Origin of the sequence: Micromonospora parva (assembly GCF_000718515.1) — a bacterium.
GTDB lineage: Bacteria > Actinomycetota > Actinomycetes > Mycobacteriales > Micromonosporaceae > Micromonospora > Micromonospora parva.
The window spans coordinates 38,213-62,759 of the sequence record NZ_JNZS01000034.1 but is presented as its reverse complement, the minus strand read 5'-3'; the positions used below and the strand labels follow the sequence as shown (position 1 = coordinate 62,759).

The window sequence follows — 24,547 nt, the reverse complement described above, 5'->3', positions numbered from 1 at the left end:
GGTCATGGGGGACGGGGGGTGGGCTGTGGGGTGGGTCAGTGGGTGCGGCGGACGTCGTAGGCGGGGCCGTCGGGGCCGGTGATGGCGCCGAGGAACTCCTGGCCGCGCATCCGGCACCAGGCGGGGATGTCCACCGCCGCGGCCGGGTCGTCGGCGAGCACCCTCACCACCGCGCCCACCGGCACCTCGGGCATGCGTCGCGCCGCCGCGATCACCGGCAGCGGACAGCGTTGACCCCGGCAGTCGATCACCTCGTCCGGCATCGTCACAGCCCCACCACCCCGGCCTCCGCGCGCAGCCCCGCGACGATGTTCGGCAACTCGGTCAGGAACCGCTCCACGTCCGCCTCGGTCGTCTCCCGGTGCAGGCTGACCCGCACGTTGCCGTGCGACAGCACCCCCATCGCCTCCAGCACGTGCGACGGCCGCAGCGTGGACGAGGTGCACGACGACCCCGACGACACGGCGAAACCCCGCCGGTCCAGGGCGTGCAGCAGCGCCTCGCCGTCGACGTACAGGCAGGAGAAGGTCACCAGGTGGGGGAGCCGGAGCACCGGGTCGCCGACCACCTCCACGTCGGGCACCTCCGCCGCGACCCGCTCCCGGATCCGGTCCACCAGCGGCGCCAGCCGGGTCGCCTCGGCCGCCGCGTCGGCCGCCGCCGCCCGCAGGCTCGCCGCCGCCGCCACGACCGCGGGCAGGTTCACCACCCCGGGGGTACGTCCGCTCTCCCGCTCGTCCGCCGGCCAGGGTGACTCCCAGCGGGTGCCCTTGCGGACCGCCAGCACCCCCACCCCGGGTGGCCCGCCCCACTTGTGGGCGCTCGCCGTGAGCACCGACCAGCCGGCCGGCACCGGCACCCGACCCACCGACTGCGCCGCGTCCACGTACAGCGGCACCCCCACGTCGGCGCACGCGGCCGCCGCCTCCGCGACCGGCTGCACGGTCCCCACCTCGTGACTGGCGGTGATCAACGCGGCCAGCGCGACCCCCGGGGCCCGCACGGCGGACGACCAGGCGGTCAGGTCCAGCCGCCCCGACCGGTCGACCGGCACCGCGCTGGCGGTCCCGCCCGCGCCGACGTGCCGCTCCGCCGCGTGCAGCACCGCCGAGTGCTCGATCGCCGAGTGCACCAGCGTCGACCCGACCCGGTGCCGCCCCGCAAGGCCCCCGAGCACCGCGCCGTGGGCCGCTGTCGTACCGCTGGGGGTGAAGGACACCTCGTCGGCGCGGACGCCGAGCGTCGACGCGGTGGCCTCGCGGGCGGCGTCGAGCAGTTGTCGGGCCCGGCGGGCCTGCGTGTACAGCTTGCCCGGGTCGGCCCAGCCGTCGTCGAGCGCGGCCAGCAACGCCTGCCGCGCGACCGGATGCATCGGCGCGGCGGTCGCCGCGTCCAGGTAGACCGGGGGCTCGCAACCCCGGCTCACTCCTCGCGCTCACAGGTCGGTCTTCGTTCGCGGCTGCGGGGCTCGCAACCCCGGCTCACTCCTCGCGCTCACAGGCCCGACGGTATCGCGGCGGTATGCCTAGGTTCCCCCCGATGGGGGGCGGACAGTGACCCCACCACGGCCGAGTCCGTCATGGTCGAGTAATCTGCGACCGTCGGTGACGCCTTTGCCGTCGGTGCCGAGGAAAGACGCACCGCGGCGCGCTAGGGAGGCAGGACCAGGTGGTCGCAAGGAGTTCGGAGGTACGGCCGTCGGCCGTACGGCACAGCGCTTCCCCAGGGGCCGGTGGGCGCCGGCGGCGCGGTGCTGGTCGGCTGGCCGGGCTCGGTCTCAGTGGCGTCGCGCTGCTGGTCCTGCTCACGGGCTGTGACGTTGGAGCGGCGTTCGACGGCTTCGGCTGGCCGCAGGGGGGCATCTCGGCCGAGTCGCGGCGGATGTACGACCTGTGGATCGCCTCCTGCATCGCCGCCCTCGCGGTCGGTGTCTTCGTGTGGGGTCTGATCTTCTGGTGTGTCGTGCGCTACCGCAAGCGCGGCAACGCGCTGCCGGTGCAGACCCGCTACAACATGCCGATGGAGTTCCTCTACACCATCGCGCCGATTCTGATCGTCTCCGTGCTCTTCTACTACACGGCGATCGTGCAGACCGACGTGGACAAGCTGTCGAAGAACCCGGACGTCACGGTCGAGGTCGTCGCGTTCAAGTGGAACTGGCAGTTCAACTACCGCGACGGGCAGGGCCCGGACGCCAAGACCACCGCGTCGACGCTCGGCACCAGTGAGGTCATTCCGGTGCTGGTGCTGCCGACCGACCGGTCCATCCGGTTCGAGGAGACCAGCCGCGACGTCATCCACTCGTTCTGGGTGCCGGAGCTGCTCTTCAAGCGGGACGTCATGCCGGGCAAGATCCGCAACGTGTTCGAGGTCTCCAGCCTGGAGGCCGAGGGTGCCTACGTCGGGCGCTGCGCCGAGCTGTGCGGCAGCTACCACGCGTTCATGAACTTCGAGCTGCGGGTGGTGTCGCCGGAGAAGTACGACCAGTTCCTCGCGGCCAAGCAGAGCGGCAAGTCCACCCAGGACGCGTTGTCCGCGATCGGTGAGCAGCCGTACGCGGTGACCACGGAGCCGTTCGACACGCGGCGGACGCAGGACAACTTCAACCCGGACAAAGTTCCGGCCCGCACCGGAAGCTGAGGCAGCGGCATGAAGACCGAGTGGCGTATCTTCCTGATCATCGCCGGTTTCCTCTTCGGTGCCACCATCCTCTACGGCGCCTGGACGAACGGGCAGTCGGGCGGCATCGAGTGGGTCGGCACCGTAGCCCTGCTGCTGTCGTTCCTGCTCTGCTCGATGTGCGGTGGCTTCTTCTGGTTCGTCTCCCGCCGGATCGACCTGCGCCCGGAAGACCGTCCGGACGCCGAGATCGCTGACGGCGCTGGCGAGGTCGGCTTCTTCAGCCCGGGCAGCTACTGGCCGTTCGGTCTGGCGCTGGCCGCCGCGATCGCCGCGCTCGGCCTGGTGTTCTGGCAGTACTGGCTGATCGGCGCCGGCCTGGTGGCCGTTGTCCTCGCCGCCTGTGGGCTGCTGTTCGAGTACTACAGCGGCACCCGGCGTACCGCCGAGCACTGACCCACACCCGGTCGCCATCGCGACCGACCCCGCACGACGAAGGCCCGTTCCCCGGTGGGGGAGCGGGCCTTCGGTCATGCTCGACCCCGGTCGAGCGGCGCTGGCGGTCAGGCGGCGGGCGCCGGATCGGGCCGGGCGGCAGGTCAGGCGGCGTGACGCTGGCCGTCAGATGGCGCGCCGGTGGGCGGTCAGGCGACTCGGCGAGGGGCGGGCTGGCGGTGGCGGACGGTCAGTCGGGTGACCGGGAAGGCGATCGCGCCGACGACCACTGCGGCGCCGCAGTCGGTGCAGATCAGCTCAGGACAGTCGGTGCCGTGGCCGTCGACGCACGGCGGGGCCTCGAACAGCGCCACGCCCTCGCAGACGTCGCAGTAGAGCTCGCGGTGCGACACGGGCGTCTCCTCTCGATCACCAGGCCGGCCCGCCCGGATGCGACAGCGACGCACCGACGGCGGCAGAGAACTACTCAGCTGTAGTTTCCCAGACGGGTCCGACAAATCCCCGCGCACCGTCGCCCACTCGTCGGCCGCCGGGTGTGATCCACTCGACTTCCTTGAAATCGGGGTGTCCGGGCTCCCGGGACACCGCAGATTCAAGGAACCCGAGTCGATCACCCCCCGGAGTCCGCCCGAAGACGGCGCCGACGGGCCAGGCGCCGACAGGTCAGGCGCCGACAGGTCAGGCGCCGACAGGTCAGGCGCCGACAGGTCAGGCGGTGGCGATCGCGATCCAGCGATCCAGGGTCGCGGCGGCCGCGCCGGAGTCGATCGACTCGGCCGCGCGGGCCAGACCGGCGCGCAGCGCCTCGGTCAGGTCGCCGTCCAGCGGGCCCTGGGTGGCCAGCGCCGCCGCCGCGTTGACCAGGACCGCGTCCCGGACCGGGCCCGTCTCACCGGCCAGCAGGCGACGGGCCACGCCGGCGTTGTACGCGGCGTCACCGCCGCGCAGGTCCGCCAGGGTGGACCGGGGTACCCCGAGGTCCGTCGCGTCCAGCACAGCCTCGCGTACGGTGCCGCCCTGGGCCGCCCAGACCCGGGTCGGCGCGGCGGTGCTGAACTCGTCCAGGCCGTCCTCGCCGCGCATCACGATCGCCGAGTCCCCACGGGCGGCGAACACGCTGGCCATCACCGGAGCCATCCGCAGGTCGAAGCAGCCGACCGCGCCGGCCCGGGGGCGGGCCGGGTTGGTCAGCGGGCCGAGGAAGTTGAAGAAGGTGGGCACGCCCACCTCGCGGCGGACCGGGCCGGCGTGGCGCATCCCGGGGTGGAACCGGGCCGCGAAGCAGAACCCGATGCCGGCCTCCTCGACACAGCGGGCGACCTGCTCCGGGCCGAGATCCAGGGGGATGCCGAGGAACTCCAGCAGGTCGGCGGTGCCGCACAGGGAGGAGGCGGCCCGGTTGCCGTGCTTGACGACACGGACGCCAGCACCGGCGACCACCAGCGCCGTCATCGTGGAGATGTTGACAGTGTGGGCGAGGTCACCGCCGGTGCCGACCACGTCGAGCGCGGTGCGGCGCAGCTCCTCGGGGAGCGTCACCGGGACGGCTCGGCCCAGCATCGCCTCCACCAGGCCGGCCAGCTCCGCGGGAGTCTCGCCCTTGGCCCGCAGCGCGACGGCGAAGGCGGCGATCTGCGCCGCGCTGGCCGAGCCGGTCATGATCTCGTCCATCGCCCAGGCGGTGTCGGCGGTGGAGAGTTCGTTGCCGCGCAGCAGCGCGTTGAGCAGGTGCGGCCAGGTCCGATCGCCCATGGCGGGCCTCCCGAGCATGCGAAGTGCGGGTGGGCTGGAACCGGCGCCGAGGAGTTCCGGCGCCGTGGGGGTGCCGGAGGAGCGTGGGACGTCAGGCGGGTGCGTGCGTCCGCAGCAGCTCGGCCACCGTGCCCCCGGTGGTCACCGGGTCGAGCGGGTGCACCAGCACCGCGTCGGCCTCGGCGTACGCGGCGAGCCATCGGTCGGCGGCGCGCGCGATCACCAGGCAGGTCGGGGGAGCGTCGTCCCGGTCGTCCTTGACCTGTCGGGCGATGCCGATGCCGCCGCCCGGGCTCGCCTCACCGTCGAGCAGCAGCAGGTCGATCTCGTAGTCGTCGACCAGCCGGATGGTCTCGGCGTAGGTCGACGCGTCGACGAACTCGATCTGCAGACCGGGCGCGGGTCGGGTGCCGACGGCCATCCGCATGCGGTCGCGGACCTGCGGGTCGTCGCTGTAGAGCAAGACGGTGCAAAGACGATCGCTCATGTCGGCACTCCCACCTCGTAGCTGCCCGGAGATCGTACCGGGCGGCGTGATGTAGCCGACATCCCGCCCGGCGGCACCCGTCGGGGCGTACGTCCGGGCAGCTCAGGCGGGCGCGGCGTCGGCGGCGCGGTCGCGGGCCTCGTCGCGGGCCTCCTGGCGGTCCAGTTCGCGGTCCACCCGGCGTGCCTCCCGCTCGGACTGCTTGACCCACTGCACCACCAGCACGGCGAGCATGGTCACACTGACGAACTCGCCACCGGCCCAGAGGATGCCGCCGGCGACCACCTGGTCCTGCCAGGGGTCGACCCAGCCCAGGTTGAGCGACGGGTACCAGTCGCCCCCGAAGAGCGTGCTGCTCTGCATGATGGTGAGGCCGAGCACGGTGTGGAACGGCACGGAGAGCAGCATCAGCAGGGCGCGCGCCGGGTACGGCCAGCGGCCGGGCAGCGGGTCGAGGCCGAGCAGCGGCCAGAAGAACACGCAGCCGGTCATGATGAAGTGCGCGTGCACCAGCTCGTGCGCCCAGGCGTGTTCCAGGGTGTAGCGGTACAGGTCACTGAAGTAGAGCACGAACGGGTTGACCACGAAGATGGCGAACGCCACCAGCGGAAAGCTGTAGACCCGGGCGACGCGGCTGTGCACGATCGCGAGCAGGCGCTTGCGCGGCCCGACCGGCAGGGTCCGCAGGGCCAGGGTCATCGGCGCGCCCAGCGCCAGGAAGATCGGCGCCACCATGGACAGCACCATGTGCTGGATCATGTGCACGGACAGCAGCGCGGTGTCGTACGCGTGCAGCCCGCTGACCGTGACGAGCGCGATGCCGCCCAGCCCGGGGCCGAGGAAGAACACGGTTCGGATGACGGGCCAGCGGTCGCCGCGCAGGCGCAGCCGGTACACCCCGTAGAGGTACAGGCCGGCGGCGAGCACCAGGCCGAGGGCCAGCCAGCTGTCCAGGCGGGTCTCGCTCAGCACCGCGCCGACGGTGAACGGCGGCGGGGCCGAGGTGGCGGCGAAGATCGGATCGACGTGCAGCACGCTTTTCAGGCTAGGCCAGGCGAACCGGACCCCGACGCTGGGGCCACGGAAGGCGCAGGTTTGCCACCCCGCTGATCGCCGGCCCCGGTCAGGGGCAATAATGACGGCGTGACTGCGGCCCCAGCCATTGACAAGAGCCGGATCCACTCTCTGACCCGACCGAACATGGTCAGCGTCGGGACGATCGTGTGGCTCTCCAGTGAACTCATGTTCTTCGCGGCGCTGTTCGCGATGTACTTCTCGATCCGCGCGGCTGCGCCGGAGCAGTGGGAGAAGCACACCGAGGCGCTGAACATCCCGTACGCGACCACCTTCACGGTGATCCTGGTGCTGTCCTCGGTGACGTGCCAGCTCGGCGTCTTCGCGGCGGAGAAGGGTGACGTGCACGCGCTGCGGCGCTGGTTCACCGTCACCTTCGTGATGGGCCTGATCTTCGTCCTCGGCCAGCTGAACGAGTACCGGCACCTGGTCGCCGACGGCATCAAGATCAACGAAGACGGGTACGGATCGGTGTTCTACCTGACCACCGGCTTCCACGGCCTGCACGTGACCGGTGGTCTGATCGCCTTCGTCATCTTCATGGTCCGTACGACCATGGGCCGGTTCACCCCGGCGCAGGCGACGTCGGCGATCGTCGTGTCGTACTACTGGCACTTCGTCGACGTCGTGTGGATCGGGCTGTACGCCATGATCTACTGGCTCCAGTGATCTTGCGCGTCACATTCCGCGCTGCTGCTCCGTCCCCTGAGACAGGTCCAACCGGTTAAGGACACCGCTCATGACTTCTGACAACGACCGCCGACGCGGTCTGCTCGCGCGGTTGCGTGAGCGGCCCGCCGCGCGCAGCAGGGGCCGCCGCCGGCTGGGCGCCGCGGTCCGGCTGATCGCCGCGCTGATGCTCGCCGGCGGCGCATACACCGTCTTCGCCCCGGGCGCCCAGGCGCAGGACAACCCGCAGCTGACCGGCGCCGCCGCCGAGGGCAAGGCGTTGTTCGACGTGAGCTGCGTGACCTGCCACGGCCGCAACGCCCAGGGCGTCGAGGGCCGCGGGCCGAGCCTGATCGGCGTCGGCGCGGCATCGGTCGAGTTCCAGGTCAGCTCCGGGCGGATGCCGATGGCCCGCCAGGAGGCCCAGGCGCACCGCAAGCCTCCGGTCTTCACCGACGAGCAGACCCGCCAGCTGGCCCAGTACATCCAGGAGCTGGGTGGCGGCCCGGTCGTTCCCGAGGGCGACGACCTCCGCGAGGACGGCAACATCGCGGCCGGCGGTGAGCTGTTCCGGATCAACTGCTCGCAGTGCCACGCGTTCGGTGGCGGCGGCGGTGCGCTCTCCTCGGGCAAGTTCGCCCCGAGCCTGCACCCCGCGACCGACCGTCAGATCTACGCGGCGATGCTGAGCGGCCCGCAGAACATGCCGGTGTTCGGCGACAACCAGCTCCGGCCGGAGCAGAAGGCCGACATCATCGCCTACATCCAGGAGACGCTGAAGCACGACCAGGACCCGGGTGGGTTCAACCTCGGACGGTACGGCCCGTCCACCGAGGGCCTGGCGATCTTCCTGGTTGGCATCGTGGCGCTCGTCTTCGCTAGCCTGTGGATTGCGGGCAAGTCGTGACCGAGCAGGCCATCCGATTCAGTGCTGTGGTGCCGCTCGGCGCCACCCGTAGCGAGGTGACGGCATGAGCCCCCACACCGAGCACCAGGCCTCGCAGGGCCCGGCGCCGCTCGACGTGAACGACCCCAAGCTGACCCGGTTCGACATCGTTCGTGAGGGTGCGCGCCGGGACGACATCGAGATCGTCCACTACGAGCCGCAGGTGCTGCCGGGCACCAAGGCGGAGCGTCGGCTGACCCGGGTGGTCGCCGGCTTCTTCCTGATCACCGGTCTGGCCGCGACCGCCTTCCTGGCCATCTACATCTGGTGGCCGTGGCAGTACGAGGCCGGCCGGGGCGGCGACAAGTTCTACACCCCGCTGCTCGGCTTCACCCTCGGCGTGGCGCTGCTCGCCGTCGGCTTCGGCATCCTGACCTGGGGCAAGAAGTTGCTGCCCAAGGAGGTCTCGATCCAGGACCGGCACGAGGGTCAGGTGGACTCCGAAGGCCGCACCATCACCGGCCAGACCATGCTCTACATGGCGGACGAGCTGGGCGTGAAGCGTCGCCCGCTGCTCGGCATCTCGCTGCTGGCCGGTCTCGCGCCGGTCGCCGCGGTCGCCGCGGCGCCGCTGGTCGGCGGTCTGATCTCGCAGCCGCACAAGAACAACCAGATGTTCACCACCGGGTTCGCCACGGCCGAGGGCGGCCAGCGGATCCGCCTGGTCCGCGAGGACGGCCGGCCGATCCGCCCGGCGGACATCAGCACCGGTGGTCAGCTGACCGTCTTCCCCGGCATCGACCACGGCGTGAGCAACAAGCACGCCGACTCGCCGACGCTGTTGATCCACCTCCGCGACTCGGACGCGCAGGAGTCGCGCCGGGCCAACGAGCGGATCGGCCACGGTGACTACATGTGGGGCAACTACGCGGCGTTCTCCAAGATCTGCACGCACGCGGGATGCCCGGCCAGCCTGTACGAGCAGCAGACCAACAGGCTGCTCTGCCCGTGCCACCAGTCCCAGTTCCTGATCACCGACAACGCCCGGCCCGTCTTCGGCCCCGCCAGCCGGCGGCTGCCGCAGCTGCCGATCGAGGTGGACTCCGAGGGCTTCTTCGTGGCGAAGTCCGACTACACCGAGACCGTCGGGCCTGATTTCTGGGAGCGGCCATGAAGCGTCGAAAGTTTGACCTTGCGGCGACGCCGGGCAAGGCAGCGGTGGGAGTGGACGACCGCTTCGCGGTGGCCACCCCGCTGCGCAAGCTGCTGAACAAGGTCTTCCCGGACCACTGGTCCTTCCTGCTCGGCGAGATCGCGCTGTTCTCGTTCGTCGTGCTGCTGCTGACCGGTGTGTTCCTCACCTTCTTCTTCGAGCCGGCGATGACCGAGGTGGTCTACGACGGCAGCTACGCGCCGTTGCAGGGCACCCCGATGTCCGCCGCGTACGCCTCCAGCCTGGACATCTCGTTCGATGTCCGGGGCGGTCTGGTGATGCGGCAGATGCACCACTGGGCGGCGCTGCTGTTCATGGCCGCGATCGTCGTGCACATGCTGCGGGTCTTCTTCACCGGTGCGTTCCGCAAGCCGCGTGAGACCAACTGGATCATCGGTTCGCTGCTGTTCTGGGTCGGCTTCCTCGCCGGCTTCACCGGCTACTCGCTGCCGGACGACGGCCTGTCCGGCACCGGCCTGCGGATCGCCTCGGCGATCATGCTGTCCATCCCGGTGATCGGTTCCTGGGTCACCTCGTCGATCTTCGGTGGCGAGTTCCCGGGCACGATCATCATCAGCCGGTTCTTCATCGCCCACGTGCTGCTCATCCCGGGTCTGCTGGTCGCGCTGATCAGCGTCCACCTGGGCCTGGTCTTCAAGCAGAAGCACACCCAGTGGCCCGGCCCCGGCCGGACCAACAACAACGTGGTCGGCGAGCGGATGTTCCCGCGGTACGCGTTGAAGCAGGGCGGCTTCTTCATGGTCGTCTTCGGCGTCATCGCGCTGATGGGCGGTCTGTTCCAGATCAACCCGATCTGGCTGTTCGGCCCGTACGAGGCGTGGGTGGTCTCGGCCGCCAGCCAGCCCGACTGGTACGTCATGTTCCTCGACGGCTCGACCCGACTCATGCCGGCCTGGGAGATCAACATCCCGATCGGCGACGGGTACGTCATCCCGCCGCTGTTCTGGCCGACGGTGGTGCTACCCGGCATCCTGGTGGGCCTGTCGACGATGTACCCGTTCCTGGAAGCCCGGCAACTCAAGGACCGCAAGAGCCACAACCTGCTCGAGCGTCCCCGGGACGCCCCGGCCCGGACCGCCGTCGGCGCCATGGCCGTCGCGTTCTACGTCGTGCTGACGCTCTCCGGCGCCAACGACGTGATCGCGGACAAGTTCCAGATCAGTTTGAACGCGATGACCTGGGCCGGCCGGATCGGCCTGCTGGTGGCCCCGCCGTTGGCGTACTACGTCACCTACCGGCTCTGCCTGGGTCTGCAGCAGCACGACCGGGAGGTGCTCGCGCACGGCGTGGAGACCGGCATCATCCGGCGCCTGCCGGACGGCCGGTTCGTCGAGGTGCACCAGCCGCTCAGCGCGGCCAACGGGCACGCGGACGGCCACGGCCAGCTCGACTACGTCGGCTGGGTCGTACCGAAGAAGATGAACCGGCTGGGGGCCCTCGGCCCGGCCATCCGGGGCTTCTTCTACCCGATCGAGAAGCCGGTCGAGGCGCCGGTCTCACCGGGGCACCCGCCGGTCGAGCCCCGGCCCGAGCGCGAGGAGGTCGGCAGCGGCGAGAGCCGCCACTGACCGCCCAGTCGCACCGTTACGTGGCGCCCGTCGGATTCTGGCGGGCGCCACGTCGTATCCGCACCCTCCCCGCCCATCCGACCAGGAGTCGGACGGGCACGGCAGGACCGGTCGACCCCGCGCGCCCGGGGGATCGCAGGAATAACCCCGGTGAGCCGGGTATCCGTGCGGTCCAACGTCTCAAGGGGGGGAAGCATGTTGGGTATCAAACGCCTCGGCCTGTTGGCCGCGCTGGTACTGGTCGGTGTCGCGCCGGCCGCGGCCGCGCAGGCCGCGGCACAGCCGTCGACGCAGGACACCCAGTACCTGCAGGCGGTACACCAGGTCAACCTGTTCGAGATCACCGCTGGTGACCTCGCCCAGCAGAAGGGCAAGGACCAGGGGGTCAAGGACCTGGGCGCGATGCTGAAGACCGACCACACCCAGCTGGACCAGACGGTGCAGCAGACCGCGTCGCAGCTCGGCGTGGAACTGCCGAACGAGCCCAGCGCCGACCAGCAGGCGGTCATCGACAAGCTGAACAACGCCAGCGGCGCGGAGTTCGACCGGCTCTGGGTGACGAGTGAGCTGGCCGGCCACGTCCAGGCCATCCAGGCCACCCAGACGGAGATCTCGCAGGGCTCCGAGCCGTCGGTGGTCCAGCTGGCGCAGACGGCGCTTCCGACGCTGCAGACGCACTACGACGAGTTGGTGGCGCTCGCCAACAAGTTGGGCATCCCGGTTCCGCAGACCAGCGCCAGCGGTACGCCCAGCCCGGGCGGCACCGGCACTGAGTCGCCGGCTCCGGGCGGCACCGTCACCGAGTCGCCGGCTCCGGGTGGCACCGTCACCGAGTCGCCGGCTCCGGGCGGTGGCTCCACCGAGGTACCGGCTCCCAGCGAGAGCTGACGTAGCCACAGCAGACGGCCGGTCCACCCAGCGGGGTGGGCCGGCCGCCCTGTGCGCTTGACGCGCCGCCGTGCGGCCGGCGTGGGCCCGGCAGCGGTGAGCGGGTCAGTCGGCGCCGGCCAGGCCGATCGCGAACGCCTCCTCCAGGTCGTGCTGGGAGTACGCCCGGAAGGCGATGTGCGACTCGGTGTTGAGCACACCCTCGACCTTGGAGATGCTGCCCGCGATGACCTGGGCGATCTGGTCGAACTCGCGGACTCGGACGATGGCGATGAGGTCGACGTGCCCGGCCACCGAGTAGACCTCGCTGACACCGGGAAGGTTGGCCAGGTTCTCCGCCACCTCGGGGATCGCGTCGGTGGCGCAGTCGATCAGCACGATCGCGGTGATCACGGGGCATTTCTCCGTTCGTCGGCGTCGTCGCCCATGCTAGATGTTCCGGCCCGGGACCGGAGGCGGGAGCCGGCGCGCTCAGCCCTGGGCGGCGCAGGGCACCGTCAGGTCGCTCCCGGCCCGGATCACGTTCTCCAGCCGCTCACCGGCGCGTACTGTCGTGCCCGGCCACACCACAGTGCGAAACACGTCGCCGTCCACCCGCGCGCCAGCGCCGACCACGGACTCCACGCAGCGGCCGGTCACCGTCGCGGACTCCGCGACGAGAGCGCCGCCGGCGGCGGCGTGCAGGTTGGCCGCCAGGTAGTCGGCCGGGGTGCCGGTGTCGAAGAAGGTGCCCGGATAGGGCACCACCGCCAGGGCGCCCGCCGCCTCGGCCGGCCGCCACACGGCCCGGACCAGGTCCGAGAAGACGACCGGCAGGTCCCGGACCAGACGCCAGGGCAGCAGCGAGAAGCCGGTGAAGCAGTGCCCGGCGAAGGTGCCCGGCGCCGCCGGGTCCGCGGCGGGCTGGCCGAGCAGGCGTACGGTGTGCCCGTCCCAGCCGTCGAGCAGTGCGGCCACGTCCGGGCCCGGGGGAGCGGCCGGGTCGGCGAGGTACGCGTCGGCGTTGCCGACCAGCACCGGCCGCCCGTCGATCCAGTCCCGCAGCCTGGCCACCCCGCCCGCGGTGCCCAGCGGGTCGCCCGGCTCCACCGACAGGTGGGCCCGGTCGCCGACGTGCTCCACGATCTGCTCGCCGAGGTAGCAGGCGTTCACAGCGACCCGGTCGGGACCGGTCAGGCCGAGGCCGGCCAACCGCTCCAACGCCCGATCCAGCAGGGGCACGTTGCCCACCGGGCAGAGCGCCTTGGGCACCCGTTCGGTGAGGGGGCGCAGCCGGGTGCCCTCGCCGGCGGCGAGCACCACCGCGCACAGCTGCGCCGGCACACCGGCCGCGCCGGTCACGGGGTGTCGTCGGGCACCGGTGGCGGGAACTTCCCGGCCAGCGGCCCGATGTCGTAGTAGGCGAGCAGCCGGGCCGTCGGCCAGGTCAGCTTGGGCAGGTCGTCCAGGGGGTGCCAGGCGGCCTCGAAGACCTCCGCCCCGTCGACGGTCAGGTCGGTGCTGGACGCCGGCACGTCGGCCTCGAAGACCATGTCCACCCAGCCCTTGGCGTGCACGATCGCGTTCGGCACCGCCGGGCGCAGCCGGGACGGCGGAAGCCGGATGCCGGACTCCTCGAACAGCTCACGGGCGGCGCCGACCACCGGGGCCTCGCCCCGGTCGAGCAGGCCGGCGGGGAGGGACCACGCCTTGCCGGGCGGCTGGCGCAGCATGAGCAGCCGACCCGCGCCCGTCGCTTCGGAGTCACGGACCAGGGTCACCGCGCCGACGACGTACTTGGGCACCGCCAGCCGGACCAGACGCCGGCGCACCGGCAGCGGCAGCCGGTAGAAGGCCTGGTAGAAGAGGGCCCGACCGGTGGCGCGGGAGCGGGGGATCATGACTCCAGGCTAGTGGTCGCGAATGTCCTTCGGACGCGCTGGGGCTCGTCGGGTCACTGCCGATGGTCGACCAGGTCGATGAGCTGGCGGACCACGGTGTCCGGTTCGATCACCCGGTCGAAGACCGCGACCAGCAGGGTCTCCAGGTCGGGGTAGCCCAACTCCTCGGAGAGGCGCAGCAGCGGCAGGTCACTGGCGAGGCCCCGGTTGTGCTGACGCAGGGCGAGCCCGATGGTGGCCCGGCCGAGGCGCACCTTGTCGCTGATCGTGATGCCCGGCTCGGTGTGCTCGGCGAACCACCTGTTGATCTGCATCTGCGCGTTCGGCGACTTGACGAAGCTCAGCCACTCCCGGCGGGGGCCCCGCGGCGCCACCCCGGCCTCGAAGCCGTTGTCGCCGTCGTTCTCGGTGAAGATCTCCACCACGTCGCCCTCGTCCAGCTCGGAGCTCAGGGGGGCGAGTCGACCGTTGATGCGGGCGGCGAGGCAGTGGTCGCCCCGCTCGCTGCCCAGCTCGTAGGCGAGGTCGACGGGCGTGGCGCCGGCCGGCAGCACGATCTGCCGCCCGTCGGCGAAAACCTGGATCTGCCCCTCGGCGAGGTCGCAGCGCAGCGACTCGTAGAACTGTGCCGGGTCGGCGGCGTCCGGTTCCCAGTCGAGCACCCGGCGCAGCCAGTCCAACTGCTCGGCGCGGGCCGCGGCGCCGCCGTTGCCCGAGCGCGGGAAACGGAAGTCGGCGGCGATGCCGTACTCGGCGGAGCGGTGCATCTCCTCGGTGCGGATCAGCACCTCCACCGTGCGGTCCTGCGGGCCGCAGACGCTCGTGTGCAGCGACCGGTAGAGGTTGTTCTTCGGTGACGCGATGAAGTCCTTGAAACGGCCGGGCACCGGTCGCCAGGTGCCGTGGATCGCGCCGAGCGCGGCGTAGCAGTCGGTGGCCGGGCCGTCGACCACCACCACGATGCGGGGCAGATCGTACGGGGCGGTGTGGCCGCCGGCGATGGTGTCCTTCCAGATCGAGTAGAGGTGCCGGGGGCGGGGGCTGACCTCGGCGTCGACCCGGCTGCGCCGCAACGCCACCCGGGCCCGGGCGACCACCGAGTCGAGGTACGAGTCCCAGCCTGGCCGGTCGTGCACGTGCCGGGCCAGCCGGGCGTGCTCCTCGGGCTCCAGGTGCAGCAGCACCACGTCGTCCAGCTCGCGCTTGAGGGTCTGGATGCCCAGCCGGTCACAGAGCGGGACCAGCACCTCCTGGGTCTTGCGGGCGATCCGTTCCCGCGACGACGCGGAGCGCACCCCGAGGGTGCGCATGTTGTGCAGCCGGTCGGCCAGCTTGATGATCAACACCCGGACGTCCTTGGCGGCCGCGACGATCATCTTGCGGATCGTCTCCGCCTCGGCGGCCTTGCCGTAGAACGCCTTGTCGAACTTGGTCACCCCGTCGACCAGGTGGGCCACCTCGCCGCCGAAATCCTCGGAGAGTGCCTGGAGGGTGTAGCGGGTGTCCTCCACGGTGTCGTGCAGCAGCGCGGCGACCAGGGTGGTGGTGTCCATTCCCAGCTCGGCGCAGATCTGCGCCACCGCGAGGGGGTGGGTGATGTAGGGCTCACCGCTCTTGCGGAACTGCCCGCGGTGCATGTTCTCCGCGATCGTGTAGGCGCGGCGCAGCACCGCGGGATCGGTGCCGGCGTGGATGCCCCGGTGGGTGCGGACCAGTTGGGTGACCGGGTCGGAATCGGTGGTGGGCCAGCTGAGCAGCGACCGCAGCCGGCGGGCGAGCGGCAGCTCACCCGGCTGTGTCGGCAGGGCGCCCCCCAGGGCGGCGCCGTGTCCGGCGTCGACGTCCACGAGGGACACCTCCTCACCCCGGCTCCGCGTCACCGGAAGCCGGCGGCGGGAGCAGGCCCACGAATCGGGCAGGACTGCACTTCTCTAACAGCCTAAGCGAGTCGACGTAGTCCGATCGGTCAGTTGGTCATGAGCGTTCGGTCGAGAGTTGGTGGGACGCGCCGCTCTCGGCCTTCGCCAGCAGGTCACGGAACCGGCCCGCACCACTGGCCGGAGAGGACCAACCGGAGGACATCTCGACGAGTCGGGTCTCCGGCCGCTCCAACCAGGACAGGATCCGCTCGGACTCCTCGGCGGTGGCGGCCGGCACCGGACCGTGCCCGCCCGACACCGTCTCGGCGGTGGCCCGGATCGTGGTCAGGGTGGGCCGTGGGTGCACGCCCGGCGGGGAGACCCCCGCGCCGGCCAGCCGGCCGTGGCGGACCAGCGCCAACTCCCAGCCGCCCCGGGCGGCCGGCCGGGCCGCGGCCAGCTCCACGATGCCGGTCAGCGCGGCCAGCCGCTGCATCCGCACGGTGGCCCTCAGCACGGCGGCCAGCCGGGAGCGCACCACGGCGGCCTCCTCGTAGCGCTGGTCACGGGAGAGCACGTCGATCCGGGCGAGCAGCGCGTCCACCACCGGCTGGGGGTCGCTGGCCGTCGCCGCGCGGAAGGGCGCGACGGCGCTGTCGTCGTACTCCTCGGGGGTTATCTTGTGCTCGCAGGGTGCCGGGCAGCGACCCAGCTCGGCCAGCGCGCAGGCCGGCGTGACGGTGCGCAGCGAGAGCCGGTGGGTGCACTGGCGTAGCGGCACCGCGTCGTGGAAACCGGCGGCGGCCAGCTCGGCGGCGCGCCGGGAGGTGAACGGCCCGAGGTACGCGGTGTCGGTGGGGGAGAGGTCACGCACGATCGACAGCCGAGGGTACGGACCGTCGGTCAGCTTGAGCCAGACCATCCGCTCCGGGTATTTGGACCGGCGGTTGTACGGCGGGGCGTGGGCGGCGATCAACCGCAGCTCACGGACCTCCGCCTCCAACGAGTGGGCGCACTCCACCGCCTCGACCCGCTCGGCCGCGCCCAGCATCTCGGAGATCCGGGCGCGCTTCTCGCCGGCGGTGAAGTAGCTGCGCACCCGGGTGGCGATGTCGACGGAGGTGCCCACGTAGAGCGGTCGGTCGTCGGCGGCCCGGAAGATGTAGACCCCGGGGACCTTGGGCAGCCCCTCGGCCAGGTGCCGTTTGCGGCGCTGGGTCGGGGTGACCGCGCGGGCGAACTCGATGGCGTCGCCGACCGTGTCCACCCGGTGCCCGCCGAGCCGGCCGATCAGTCCGTGCAGCACGTCGACGGTGGCCTTCGCGTCGTCCAGGGCCCGGTGTGTCGGTTGGGTGCTGGTGCGGAAGTAGGCGGCCAGGGTGCCGAGCTTGCGGTTGGGCACCTCGTCGCGGGTCAGCACCCGGCGGGCCAGCGCCGCCGTGTCCAGCACCCGGGGGTTGGGCCAGCGGTAGCCGTGCTTCGCGCAGGCGGCCTTGAGGAAGCCCACGTCGTACGGGGCGTTGTGGGCCACCAGCACCGCGTCGTCGATGAACTCCAGGAAGCTCGGCAGCACCTGCTCGATCGGGGGCGCCGGCACCAGCATGGCCTGGGTGATCCCGGTCAGCACCGTGATGAAGGGCGGAATCGGCTGCCCCGGGTTGACCAGTGTCGCCAACACCCCCAACTGCTCACCACCGCGCACCTTCACCGCGCCGATCTCGGTGATGCCGCCGCCGTCCGGCGCGCCGCCGGTGGTCTCCAGGTCGACCACCACGAAGGTCGTCGCGTAGAGCGGCAGGGCCGGGTCCACCCCGCCCACCGCCGGGTCGAGACCGGCAAGTGACTCCTGGACGTACTCCGCCTGTGCCATCGGCGGCACGCTAGCGCCCCGGTGCGACACTCCCGTCGCAGCCGTCCCATCCGTCACCATGGGGCTAGGATGAGAGATCGGCTCACTCACCGGGCGGTGGGCCCGGTCGCGGTGGGAGACTTGCCACATGCCCCTCACCGAGCCGTTCGACGACCACCTCCCGCAGGAGGATCCGGTCGCGCTCGACGGTGTGGGCAACCCGGACGACAACGTAGTCAACGGCCCATCTGGCGCACCGGAGTCGACGACGGACGACGGTCCCGCCGCCGAGCCCGAGCCCGAGCCGACCCTGCCCGAGCCGGTCCGGCAACGGATCGTGACGCTGACCGCGGCGGTGCTGCCCACCCTCCCCACCGACGAGGTGCCGGTGCCGTTGCGCCGGGTGGCCAAGTTCGCCCCCAACCGGCGCGCCCGGCTCGGCGCGCCGGTCATCGCCGCCCAGCTCACCGCCGACCCGCTGTTCCGGCAGCGGGTCACCGCGCGGGTCCTGGCCGACGCCGGTGACCTCGGCGCGGCAGTGGTCGAGGGCACCGCGCCGGCCGCCGCCGACCCGGTCGAGGTGGCCGCGTTGGCCTACCTGGCCCGGCCGCGGGGCTGGCGGGAACTGATCGACGCCAGCGGGGCGGCCGTGCGCGCCGAGGCGGACAGCGCCGTCGTCGCCGAGCTGGTCCGCGAGGCCGAGCAGCGGGCCACCCGAGCCGAGCACGATCGCGCCGTGGCCCGGGTCGAGGCCGACAAGCTCCGCGACGAACTGGCCCGGGTCCGCGAGGAGCTGGGCCAGCTCCGCGAGGAGTCCCGGCAACTGGCCCGCACCCTGCGGGAGACCCAGGCCCGCGAACGGAAGGCCACCGAGCTGCTGGCCACCGAACGCGGCCGGGCCGCCCGCGCCAGCGCCGACGTGGACGCCGAACTCCGCCGCGCCCGGGCCCGGCTGGCCGAGGCCGAGGCCGCCGCCGGGGTGGCGCGGGCCAGTGCCAAGGAGGCACGCTCGGTCGACGACGCCCGGCTCTGGCTGCTCCTGGAGACCATCGGCCAGGCCGCCGTCGGGTTGCGCCGGGAGCTGGCGCTCGACCCGGTCGACAAACTCCCCGCCGACTTCGTCGCCGACGCGTTCGCCGAGCAGCCGGGCAGCGCCCCGGCCGGCCCGGCCACCCGCGCCCGCGACACCGACGACCCGGCCCGGCTCGACCAACTGCTCGCCCTGCCCCGGGCGCACCTCGTGGTGGACGGTTACAACGTCACCAAGCGCGGCTTCGGTGAGATGTCCCTGGAGCAGCAGCGCAAACGCCTCATCACCGGGCTGGGCGGGATCGCCGCGCAGACCGGTGACGAGGTCACAGTGGTCTTCGACGGCGCCGAGCGGATGCACGGGCTGCCGCCCGCGCCGCGCGGCGTGCGGGTGCTCTTCTCCCGCAAGGGCGAGACCGCCGACGAGCTGATCCGGCGGCTGGTCCGCGCCGAGCCGGCGGGCCGGCCGGTGGTCGTGGTCTCGTCGGACCGCGAGGTCGCCGACGGGGTACGCCGGCACGGGGCGTACCCGTTGGGCGCGGACTCCCTGCTGCGGCGGCTCGCCCGGTCCTGACGTCCCCGCCACACGCTGGTTTCCATCCGTACATCCGGACTCCGGCGTCGTGATCGACACGAGTTCCATGATGTCGGGCTGTCCGACCGGTTGGGATGGCCCATGGTCCTTGAACCCGGTCGATCCTGCTCAATCGATTGTCGGGTGGTCCGCTGTCGTACCCGAGGGCTAACGTCGCCGCTGTCGTCGGCGGAGGGAGTCACCATGGCACGGGACGACGTCACGGTCTTCGTCGACCAGGATCTGCGCGGTGCCCGGTTCAACAGGTCGACGCTGGCCGGTGCGGTGATGCGCGGCGTCGACGTCGATGGTCTGGACATCGACGCGCCGTGGCTGGCCGAGGGCACATTGCTGATCAACGGCGTCGATGTCGTGCCGTTGGTCGAGGCCGAGCTGAACCGGCGCTTTCCCGGGCGCGACCTCCGGCGGGCCGAGAACCCGGACGACCTTCGGGCGGGGTGGGCCGCGCTCGAACGGGCCTGGGCGGCGGCTGTCGACCGGGCCGTGTCCATGCCCGAGGGTGCTGTCGACGTCTCGATCGACGGGGAGTGGTCGTTCGCGCAGACGCTGCGCCATCTCGCGTTCGCCGCCGACGCCTGGTTGGGAAAGGCAGTCCTGCGCCTGCCGCAGCCGTTCCACCCGCTGGGTCAGTGGCACGCCGAGTATGAGACCGACGGCTTCGACATGTCGGTCTTCGCTACCGAGCAGCCGACATTCGACGCGGTCCTCCAGGTGCGGGCCGAGCGGCAGGCCATGGTGCGCGAGTTTCTGGCGACCGTCACGCCGGAGGTGCTCGCCGAGTCTCGGCCGAGCGCCTGGTGGCCCGAGCACGTCGTGTCCGTCCGGCACTGCCTGCACGTGATCTTTCAAGAGGAGTGGCAGCACCTCCGCTACGCACTGCGTGACCTCGACGCGCAGGGCTGAAACCCAACCCCGACGACCGGGCGGAGGCTCGGGGTCAGCTGGTCGGTAGTCGTCGGGCCAGCTCACGACGCAGTGCGTCGGTGCCCGGCGTCATCCAGGCGAGCCGGACGACCAACTCATAGGGGCCGCGCCCGGGGGTCGACCACTGCCCGGCCCGCATGGGGGGCCGTGTCTGCTCCGGGTCGAGTGGCGTGACCACCAGCCGGGGGTCCATGCGGCCTCGGACCTGGGCGCTGGCCATGTTGACCCAGTCGATGCTGAGACTGGTTCCGTTCGGCCCGGTCAGGTGCAGCGTCTCCTCGGTCAGCCGCAGCGGCAGCCGAGGCTGACGGCGCAGCTGCCAGTTGGTGGTCAGCGCGACGATGGCGCCGATCATCCCGAACCGCAGCAGCACCTTCCACCACACCTCGTCGAACACCACTGTGTAGAAGGCGAGGAGGGCCGCGGCACCCAGCAGAACGAGGACCTTGGCGAGGCGATGTCGACGGGGGGAGTACCGGAAGCCCACGACGGACGAAGCATCGAGGTCGGCCACCGTCGCTCAGTGCCCGACTGACCGAGCGACCAAACGATGCCGCTCGCTCGACCGGCAGAGCTCCGTGATGTCGGGCGTTCCGAAAGGGTGGGATACCCCGATATCGCTGATGTGGAGTGGATCTAGCCCTGAAACGGGCGGTCGGACGGGGTTCCTGTCGTACCCGGTGTTTAGTGTCGATGTCACCGACGGTGCTCGGCCGGCGACGACGAGAGTCGCCCGGGTGCCGCGAGCCGATCAGGAGGCGTGATGCTCATCGACTGCGACGGGTGCGCGAAGCGGGCCGACGGCTGTTCCGGCTGCCCGCTGACCGCCCTGTTCGACGAGACGTCCCCGGCGGCCGGGTTGGTCGCCGCCGAGGTCGAGGCCATCGAGGTGCTCGCCCGGGCCGGCTTCGAGATGGAAGTGCTGGCCGCGCCCGTGCGCCCGCCGGCGGCTCGCCGCCGGGCCACCCGCCGGGTCGCCTGAGCGCCACACCGCGCCCGGAAGCGGGCTTTTCGCGGGCCATAGGATGAGCGGTCACGGCGGGAGGAGCGGCGCGATGAGCGGGGTACAACGGGCGGTGACGCGGTGACCCCGCGCGGGTGGGCGCTGCTGGCCCTGGCCGGGCTGACCGTCGCGCTGGTCGTGCTGGCCGCGCTGCTCATCCCGTGGCACCGTCCACCGGCGCCGCGCGCCGACCAGCTCGCCGCGTTGGGTGACCTGCCGGCCGAGCAGGTGGCCAAGGGGCGGGAGTTCCGGGCCGCGCTGCGCCCCGGCGGCTACGCCGCGCTCGCCGTCGGGCTGCTGATCGCCCTCGCGCTCGGGTTGACCCCGCTGGGCAGTCGCCTGGTCGAGCTGGTGGGGCGGCCGTTCGGCGGGCACTGGGTCGCGCAGGCCGTGCTCGGCGGGCTGGCGGTGATGCTCGTCGCCGACCTCGTGACACTTCCGTTCGCCGCCTGGCGGCAGAGCGTTCTCACCCGCTACGGGTTGAGCACCAACGGCTGGAGCGGCTGGGCTGTCGACCTGCTCAAGTCGTACGCGGTCAGCGCGGTGATCGGCGCGGTGGCGTTGTTCGGCTTCTACGCTGTCATCCGGCTCGCGCCGCGCTGGTGGTGGGCGTTCGGCGCGGCCGGCGCCGCCGTGCTGGTGGTGCTGCTGTCGTTCGTGCTGCCGGTGCTGGTGGAGCCGGTGTTCAACCGGTTCACCCCGATGGAGCAGGGCCCGTTGCGCACCGAGCTGATGAGCATGGCCGCCCGCGACGGGGTGCCAGTGCGAGACGTGCTGGTCGCCGACGCCTCCCGCCGCACCCGGGCGGTCAACGCGTACGTCTCGGGTCTCGGGCCGACCCGCCGGGTGGTCGTGTACGACACGCTGCTGCGTGAGGCGACCCCGGCCGAGGTGACCGCCGTCGTGGCGCACGAGTTGGGGCACGCGAAGGATTCCGACGTGGCGGTCGGCACGCTGACCGGGGCGTTGGGTGCGGCGGCGGCGGTGGTGGCGCTCTACCTGCTCGGCTCGTGGGGTCCACTGCTGCGGCTGGCCGGCGTCGACTCGGTGGCCCAACCTGCCGCGTTTCCGCTGCTGGTCGCCCTGGTCACAGTGGCCGGGCTGGTCGCCGCCCCGGTGCAGGCGCTGATGTCCCGTCGGGTGGAGGCGCGGGCCGACGCACACGCGCTCGCGCTCACCAACGACCCGGAGTCCTTCGAGTCGATGCAGCGCCGGCTCGGCTCGGTCAACCTCGGCGATCCCGACCCGCCCCGCTGGGAATACCTCTACTCGGCCTCGCATCCGTCCACCGTGGAGCGGATGGCCGCCGCCCGCGCGTACGCCCGGGAGGCTGGCCGATGAGTCGCACCCTGCTGATCACCAACGACTTCCCGCCCCGCCCGGGTGGGATCCAGTCCTTTGTGCACAACCTCGCGGTCCGGCAACCGGCCGGCTCGGTGGTCGTCTACGCGTCGAGCTGGCGCGGAGCCGCGAAGTTCGACGCCGACCAGCCGTTCGAGGTGATCCGGGAACGCACCCGGGTCCTGCTGCCCACCCCGTTGGTCGCCCGCCGGGCGGCCCGGTTGGCGCGCGCGTACGACTGCGACACGGTGTGGTTCGGCGCGGCGGCCCCGCTGGGGCTGCTCGCGGCCGGCCTGCGGCGACGGGCCGGCATCCAGCGGGTGGTGGCGCAGACCCACGGCCACGAGGTCGGTTGGGCGGCGGTGCCGGCCGCCCGGCCGGCGCTGCGGCGTATCGGCCGGGGTGTGGACGTGACCACCTATCTCGGCGAGTACACCCGTAGCCGGTTGGCCCGGGTGCTGGACGGGGTGACCGACCTGCGTCGCCTCGCGCCCGGGGTCGACGTGGACATGTACCACCCGACCGTGGACGGTGAACAGGTTCGGGCGCGGCTCGGGTTGACCGACCGTCCGGTGGTCGTCTGCGTGTCCCGGCTGGTGCCGCGCAAGGGTCAGGACACGCTGATCCGGGCCCTACCGGAAATCCGCCGCCGGGTGCCCGACGCGGCGCTGCTGATCGTCGGTGGCGGGCCGTACCGGGCGACCCTGGAGAAGCTGGCCCGCCAGACCGGTGTGGAACGGGATGTGGTGTTCACCGGCACGGTGCCGTCGGTCGAGCTGCCGGCGCACTACGCGGCCGGTGACGTCTACGCGATGCCGTGCCGCACCCGCAACCGTGGCCTCGACGTCGAAGGGCTGGGCATCGTCTACCTGGAGGCGTCCGCCACCGGCCTGCCGGTGGTCGCCGGTGACTCCGGAGGCGCACCGGACGCGGTCCGTGAGGGGGAGACCGGCTACGTCGTACGCGGCCGGGACGTCGGCCAGCTCGCCGACCGGGTCGCCGCGTTGCTCGCCGACCGGGACCTGGCTCGCCAACTGGGCGCGGCGGGCCGGGCCTGGGTGGAACGGGAGTGGCGCTGGGAGGCGCAGGCGGACCGCATGGCGGCGTTGCTCGCCGGCTGACCGCTGCCCGCGTTCAGCGCTCCCGGGCGGGCGCGTAGCGCGGCACGTACTCCTGGCCGGTGAGTTGCTGGATCGCCGCCATCACCTCGTCGGTGACCGTCCGGATGTCGCGTGGGCTGTTGATCCGTCCGGCGACCGGGATCGGTGGGCCGAACCGCAGGGTGACCGGGTGTCGGCGGGGCAGCCGGGCGTCGACGGGCAGCACCTCGGCGGTGCCGGTCACGCCGACCGGGATGATCGGCACCTCGGCGTCACGGGCCAGTCGGGTCATTCCGACGCGGCCCCGGTAGAGCCGCCCGTCCGGTGAGCGGGTGCCCTCCGGGTAGACGGCTACCAGGCCGCCGGCGCGCAGCACCGGGACGGCGGCGTCCAGGGCGCGCAGGGCGGCTCGGCCGTCGGTGCGGTCGACCGGGATGGCGCCCATGCCGGCGACGATCCGCCGGTTGAGCCAGCCGCCCGGCCCCCGGCCGTTGAAGTACTCGACCTTCGCCCAGAAGGTGACGTGGCGGGGTGTCGAGGTGACGAGGAACAACTCGTCGGCGACGGACAGGTGGTTGCCGGCGAGGATCGCGCCGCCGTGCCGGGGCAGATGCTCCAGCCCTTCCACCCGGGGCCGCCAGCCCAGCCGCAGCGTGGTGCCGACGGTCAGCTTGGTGAGGTCGTACAGCAGGGGCACGAGTTCTCCGGGTTCGGCTAGGTGGGGGGCGGGCCGAGATGGGCGTCGAGCGCGGCGCGCAGCAGGGCGTCGTCGTCGGTGGCGCCGGTGGCCAGCGGCAGGCTGCCCCAGGCCCAGAGCTGGGCGATGCCGTGCAGGTTGGCCCAGAGTGCGCCGGCGAGCACCGCCGCAGGGGCGTCGGTGGGCCGGCGCACCTGCGCCACCAGGTCGGCCAGCACGGCGAACAGCGGCAGGCTCGTCTCACGCAGCCGCAGCCGGCCGCTGTCCAGCAGGTCGTGCCGGAACATCAGCTCGAACATGCCGCGGTGGGCCGCCGCGAAGTCCAGGTACGTCCGGGCCAGGGCGGTCAATCGGGTACGCGGATCCGGCCCGACGTCGCGCATCGTCTGCTCGACCCGGGCGGTGAGGTCGGCGAAGCCCTCCCGGGCGATGGCGGAGAGCAGGTCGACGTGGGTGGGGAAATAGCGGCGCGGTGCGCCGTGCGAGACCCCGGCACGGCGGGCGATCTCCCGCAGCGACACCGCCGACTGGCCCTCGCTGAGCACCAGGTCCACCCCGACGGCTACCAGCCGCGCGCGCAGCCCGGTCTCGTCGGCGTCCATAGACACTGTCTACCATGCCGCGTAGACAGTGTCTA

26 protein-coding genes are annotated in these 24,547 nt (G+C 72.1%); 12 read left to right on the top strand and 14 right to left on the bottom strand.

All coding sequences use genetic code 11. The features are described 5' to 3' along the window. Nucleotides 1-35: 35 nt before the first annotated feature. Entirely contained in the window at nucleotides 36-269 is a 234-nt protein-coding gene (locus tag IF22_RS0130265) for a sulfurtransferase TusA family protein (protein ID WP_030337751.1), read from the bottom strand. Beyond that, nucleotides 266-1,426 carry a cysteine desulfurase family protein gene (locus IF22_RS0130260; RefSeq protein WP_030337750.1) on the bottom strand — a complete coding sequence of 387 codons (1,161 nt, stop codon included), beginning with the start codon at nucleotides 1,424-1,426 and terminating at the stop codon, nucleotides 266-268. The genes IF22_RS0130265 and IF22_RS0130260 overlap by 4 nt, the downstream gene beginning before the upstream one ends. Nucleotides 1,427-1,668: 242 nt before the next feature. On the opposite strand from IF22_RS0130260, the gene ctaC reads away from it, so the two are divergent. Together ctaC and IF22_RS0130250 are read left to right on the top strand one after the other, a co-directional pair. Beyond that, the gene (gene ctaC / locus IF22_RS0130255) at nucleotides 1,669-2,640 is read left to right on the top strand and encodes an aa3-type cytochrome oxidase subunit II (RefSeq protein ID WP_030337749.1); all 972 of its coding nucleotides are present in this window, start codon (nucleotides 1,669-1,671) and stop codon (nucleotides 2,638-2,640) included. A gap of 9 nt (nucleotides 2,641-2,649) precedes the next feature. Further along, complete coding sequence (locus tag IF22_RS0130250; protein WP_030337748.1) at nucleotides 2,650-3,075, top strand: cytochrome c oxidase subunit 4; 426 nt, start codon at nucleotides 2,650-2,652, stop codon at nucleotides 3,073-3,075. A gap of 188 nt (nucleotides 3,076-3,263) precedes the next feature. Here IF22_RS0130250 and IF22_RS0130245 read toward each other — a convergent pair whose 3' ends face one another. The 4 genes from IF22_RS0130245 to IF22_RS0130230 form a co-directional block, all read right to left on the bottom strand. Then, nucleotides 3,264-3,467 (bottom strand): hypothetical protein, encoded by a 204-nt coding sequence (locus IF22_RS0130245; protein ID WP_030337747.1) that lies wholly within the window; start codon nucleotides 3,465-3,467, stop codon nucleotides 3,264-3,266. A gap of 316 nt (nucleotides 3,468-3,783) precedes the next feature. After that, the gene (gene trpD, locus IF22_RS0130240) at nucleotides 3,784-4,827 is read right to left on the bottom strand and encodes an anthranilate phosphoribosyltransferase (protein ID WP_030337746.1); all 1,044 of its coding nucleotides are present in this window, start codon (nucleotides 4,825-4,827) and stop codon (nucleotides 3,784-3,786) included. 91 nt (nucleotides 4,828-4,918) lie between these two features. Continuing rightward, nucleotides 4,919-5,314 carry a response regulator gene (locus IF22_RS0130235; protein WP_030337745.1) on the bottom strand — a complete coding sequence of 132 codons (396 nt, stop codon included), beginning with the start codon at nucleotides 5,312-5,314 and terminating at the stop codon, nucleotides 4,919-4,921. Nucleotides 5,315-5,416: 102 nt separating this feature from the next. Beyond that, complete coding sequence (locus IF22_RS0130230; protein ID WP_374224340.1) at nucleotides 5,417-6,349, bottom strand: cytochrome c oxidase assembly protein; 933 nt, start codon at nucleotides 6,347-6,349, stop codon at nucleotides 5,417-5,419. A gap of 108 nt (nucleotides 6,350-6,457) precedes the next feature. On the opposite strand from IF22_RS0130230, the gene ctaE reads away from it, so the two are divergent. The 5 genes from ctaE to IF22_RS0130205 all read left to right on the top strand — a co-directional run bounded on the left by ctaE (nucleotide 6,458) and on the right by IF22_RS0130205 (nucleotide 11,633). Next, a complete protein-coding gene (ctaE, locus tag IF22_RS0130225; protein ID WP_030337743.1) occupies nucleotides 6,458-7,057 on the top strand; it encodes an aa3-type cytochrome oxidase subunit III in 600 nt (199 codons plus the stop codon). Between the two features lie 70 nt (nucleotides 7,058-7,127). Then, a complete protein-coding gene (gene qcrC, locus IF22_RS0130220; protein ID WP_030337742.1) occupies nucleotides 7,128-7,964 on the top strand; it encodes a cytochrome bc1 complex diheme cytochrome c subunit in 837 nt (278 codons plus the stop codon). Nucleotides 7,965-8,028: 64 nt separating this feature from the next. Further along, a complete protein-coding gene (gene qcrA, locus IF22_RS0130215) occupies nucleotides 8,029-9,117 on the top strand; it encodes a cytochrome bc1 complex Rieske iron-sulfur subunit (RefSeq protein ID WP_030337741.1) in 1,089 nt (362 codons plus the stop codon). After that, on the top strand, nucleotides 9,114-10,745 hold the full coding sequence (qcrB, locus tag IF22_RS0130210) for a cytochrome bc1 complex cytochrome b subunit (RefSeq protein ID WP_030337740.1): 1,632 nt from the start codon (nucleotides 9,114-9,116) through the stop codon (nucleotides 10,743-10,745). The genes qcrA and qcrB overlap by 4 nt, the downstream gene beginning before the upstream one ends. A gap of 195 nt (nucleotides 10,746-10,940) precedes the next feature. Then, nucleotides 10,941-11,633, top strand: a complete 693-nt coding sequence (locus IF22_RS0130205; protein WP_030337739.1) for a DUF4142 domain-containing protein — start codon at nucleotides 10,941-10,943, stop codon at nucleotides 11,631-11,633. Between the two features lie 105 nt (nucleotides 11,634-11,738). Here IF22_RS0130205 and IF22_RS0130200 read toward each other — a convergent pair whose 3' ends face one another. The 5 genes from IF22_RS0130200 to IF22_RS0130180 form a co-directional block, all read right to left on the bottom strand. After that, nucleotides 11,739-12,026, bottom strand: a complete 288-nt coding sequence (locus IF22_RS0130200; protein WP_030337738.1) for an Lrp/AsnC family transcriptional regulator — start codon at nucleotides 12,024-12,026, stop codon at nucleotides 11,739-11,741. 78 nt (nucleotides 12,027-12,104) lie between these two features. Next, entirely contained in the window at nucleotides 12,105-12,974 is an 870-nt protein-coding gene (locus IF22_RS0130195; protein ID WP_030337737.1) for a nucleotidyltransferase family protein, read from the bottom strand. Continuing rightward, nucleotides 12,971-13,513, bottom strand: a complete 543-nt coding sequence (locus IF22_RS0130190; protein ID WP_030337736.1) for an NUDIX hydrolase — start codon at nucleotides 13,511-13,513, stop codon at nucleotides 12,971-12,973. Before IF22_RS0130190 ends, IF22_RS0130195 begins: the two co-directional genes overlap by 4 nt. A gap of 53 nt (nucleotides 13,514-13,566) precedes the next feature. Next, nucleotides 13,567-15,360 carry a RelA/SpoT family protein gene (locus tag IF22_RS0130185; protein WP_030337735.1) on the bottom strand — a complete coding sequence of 598 codons (1,794 nt, stop codon included), beginning with the start codon at nucleotides 15,358-15,360 and terminating at the stop codon, nucleotides 13,567-13,569. Between the two features lie 127 nt (nucleotides 15,361-15,487). Beyond that, nucleotides 15,488-17,242 carry a DEDD exonuclease domain-containing protein gene (locus IF22_RS0130180; protein WP_030337734.1) on the bottom strand — a complete coding sequence of 585 codons (1,755 nt, stop codon included), beginning with the start codon at nucleotides 17,240-17,242 and terminating at the stop codon, nucleotides 15,488-15,490. 127 nt (nucleotides 17,243-17,369) lie between these two features. On the opposite strand from IF22_RS0130180, the gene IF22_RS0130175 reads away from it, so the two are divergent. Together IF22_RS0130175 and IF22_RS0130170 are read left to right on the top strand one after the other, a co-directional pair. After that, nucleotides 17,370-18,824 carry an NYN domain-containing protein gene (locus IF22_RS0130175; protein ID WP_030337733.1) on the top strand — a complete coding sequence of 485 codons (1,455 nt, stop codon included), beginning with the start codon at nucleotides 17,370-17,372 and terminating at the stop codon, nucleotides 18,822-18,824. 204 nt (nucleotides 18,825-19,028) lie between these two features. Continuing rightward, nucleotides 19,029-19,748 (top strand): DinB family protein, encoded by a 720-nt coding sequence (locus tag IF22_RS0130170; RefSeq protein WP_030337732.1) that lies wholly within the window; start codon nucleotides 19,029-19,031, stop codon nucleotides 19,746-19,748. A gap of 34 nt (nucleotides 19,749-19,782) precedes the next feature. On the opposite strand, the gene IF22_RS0130165 is transcribed toward IF22_RS0130170, so the two are convergent. After that, complete coding sequence (locus IF22_RS0130165; protein WP_156057999.1) at nucleotides 19,783-20,283, bottom strand: hypothetical protein; 501 nt, start codon at nucleotides 20,281-20,283, stop codon at nucleotides 19,783-19,785. A 249-nt stretch (nucleotides 20,284-20,532) separates the two neighbouring features. On the opposite strand from IF22_RS0130165, the gene IF22_RS0130160 reads away from it, so the two are divergent. The 3 genes from IF22_RS0130160 to IF22_RS0130150 all read left to right on the top strand — a co-directional run bounded on the left by IF22_RS0130160 (nucleotide 20,533) and on the right by IF22_RS0130150 (nucleotide 23,234). Further along, a complete protein-coding gene (locus IF22_RS0130160; RefSeq protein ID WP_030337730.1) occupies nucleotides 20,533-20,751 on the top strand; it encodes a hypothetical protein in 219 nt (72 codons plus the stop codon). Between the two features lie 102 nt (nucleotides 20,752-20,853). Next, the gene (locus IF22_RS0130155) at nucleotides 20,854-22,113 is read left to right on the top strand and encodes a M48 family metallopeptidase (protein WP_030337729.1); all 1,260 of its coding nucleotides are present in this window, start codon (nucleotides 20,854-20,856) and stop codon (nucleotides 22,111-22,113) included. Continuing rightward, entirely contained in the window at nucleotides 22,110-23,234 is a 1,125-nt protein-coding gene (locus IF22_RS0130150; RefSeq protein ID WP_030337728.1) for a glycosyltransferase family 4 protein, read from the top strand. The genes IF22_RS0130155 and IF22_RS0130150 overlap by 4 nt, the downstream gene beginning before the upstream one ends. A 13-nt stretch (nucleotides 23,235-23,247) precedes the next feature. On the opposite strand, the gene IF22_RS0130145 is transcribed toward IF22_RS0130150, so the two are convergent. Together IF22_RS0130145 and IF22_RS0130140 are read right to left on the bottom strand one after the other, a co-directional pair. Then, nucleotides 23,248-23,910, bottom strand: a complete 663-nt coding sequence (locus IF22_RS0130145) for a lysophospholipid acyltransferase family protein (protein ID WP_030337727.1) — start codon at nucleotides 23,908-23,910, stop codon at nucleotides 23,248-23,250. A gap of 17 nt (nucleotides 23,911-23,927) precedes the next feature. After that, a complete protein-coding gene (locus tag IF22_RS0130140) occupies nucleotides 23,928-24,512 on the bottom strand; it encodes a TetR/AcrR family transcriptional regulator (protein WP_030337726.1) in 585 nt (194 codons plus the stop codon). Nucleotides 24,513-24,547 lie beyond the last annotated feature (35 nt).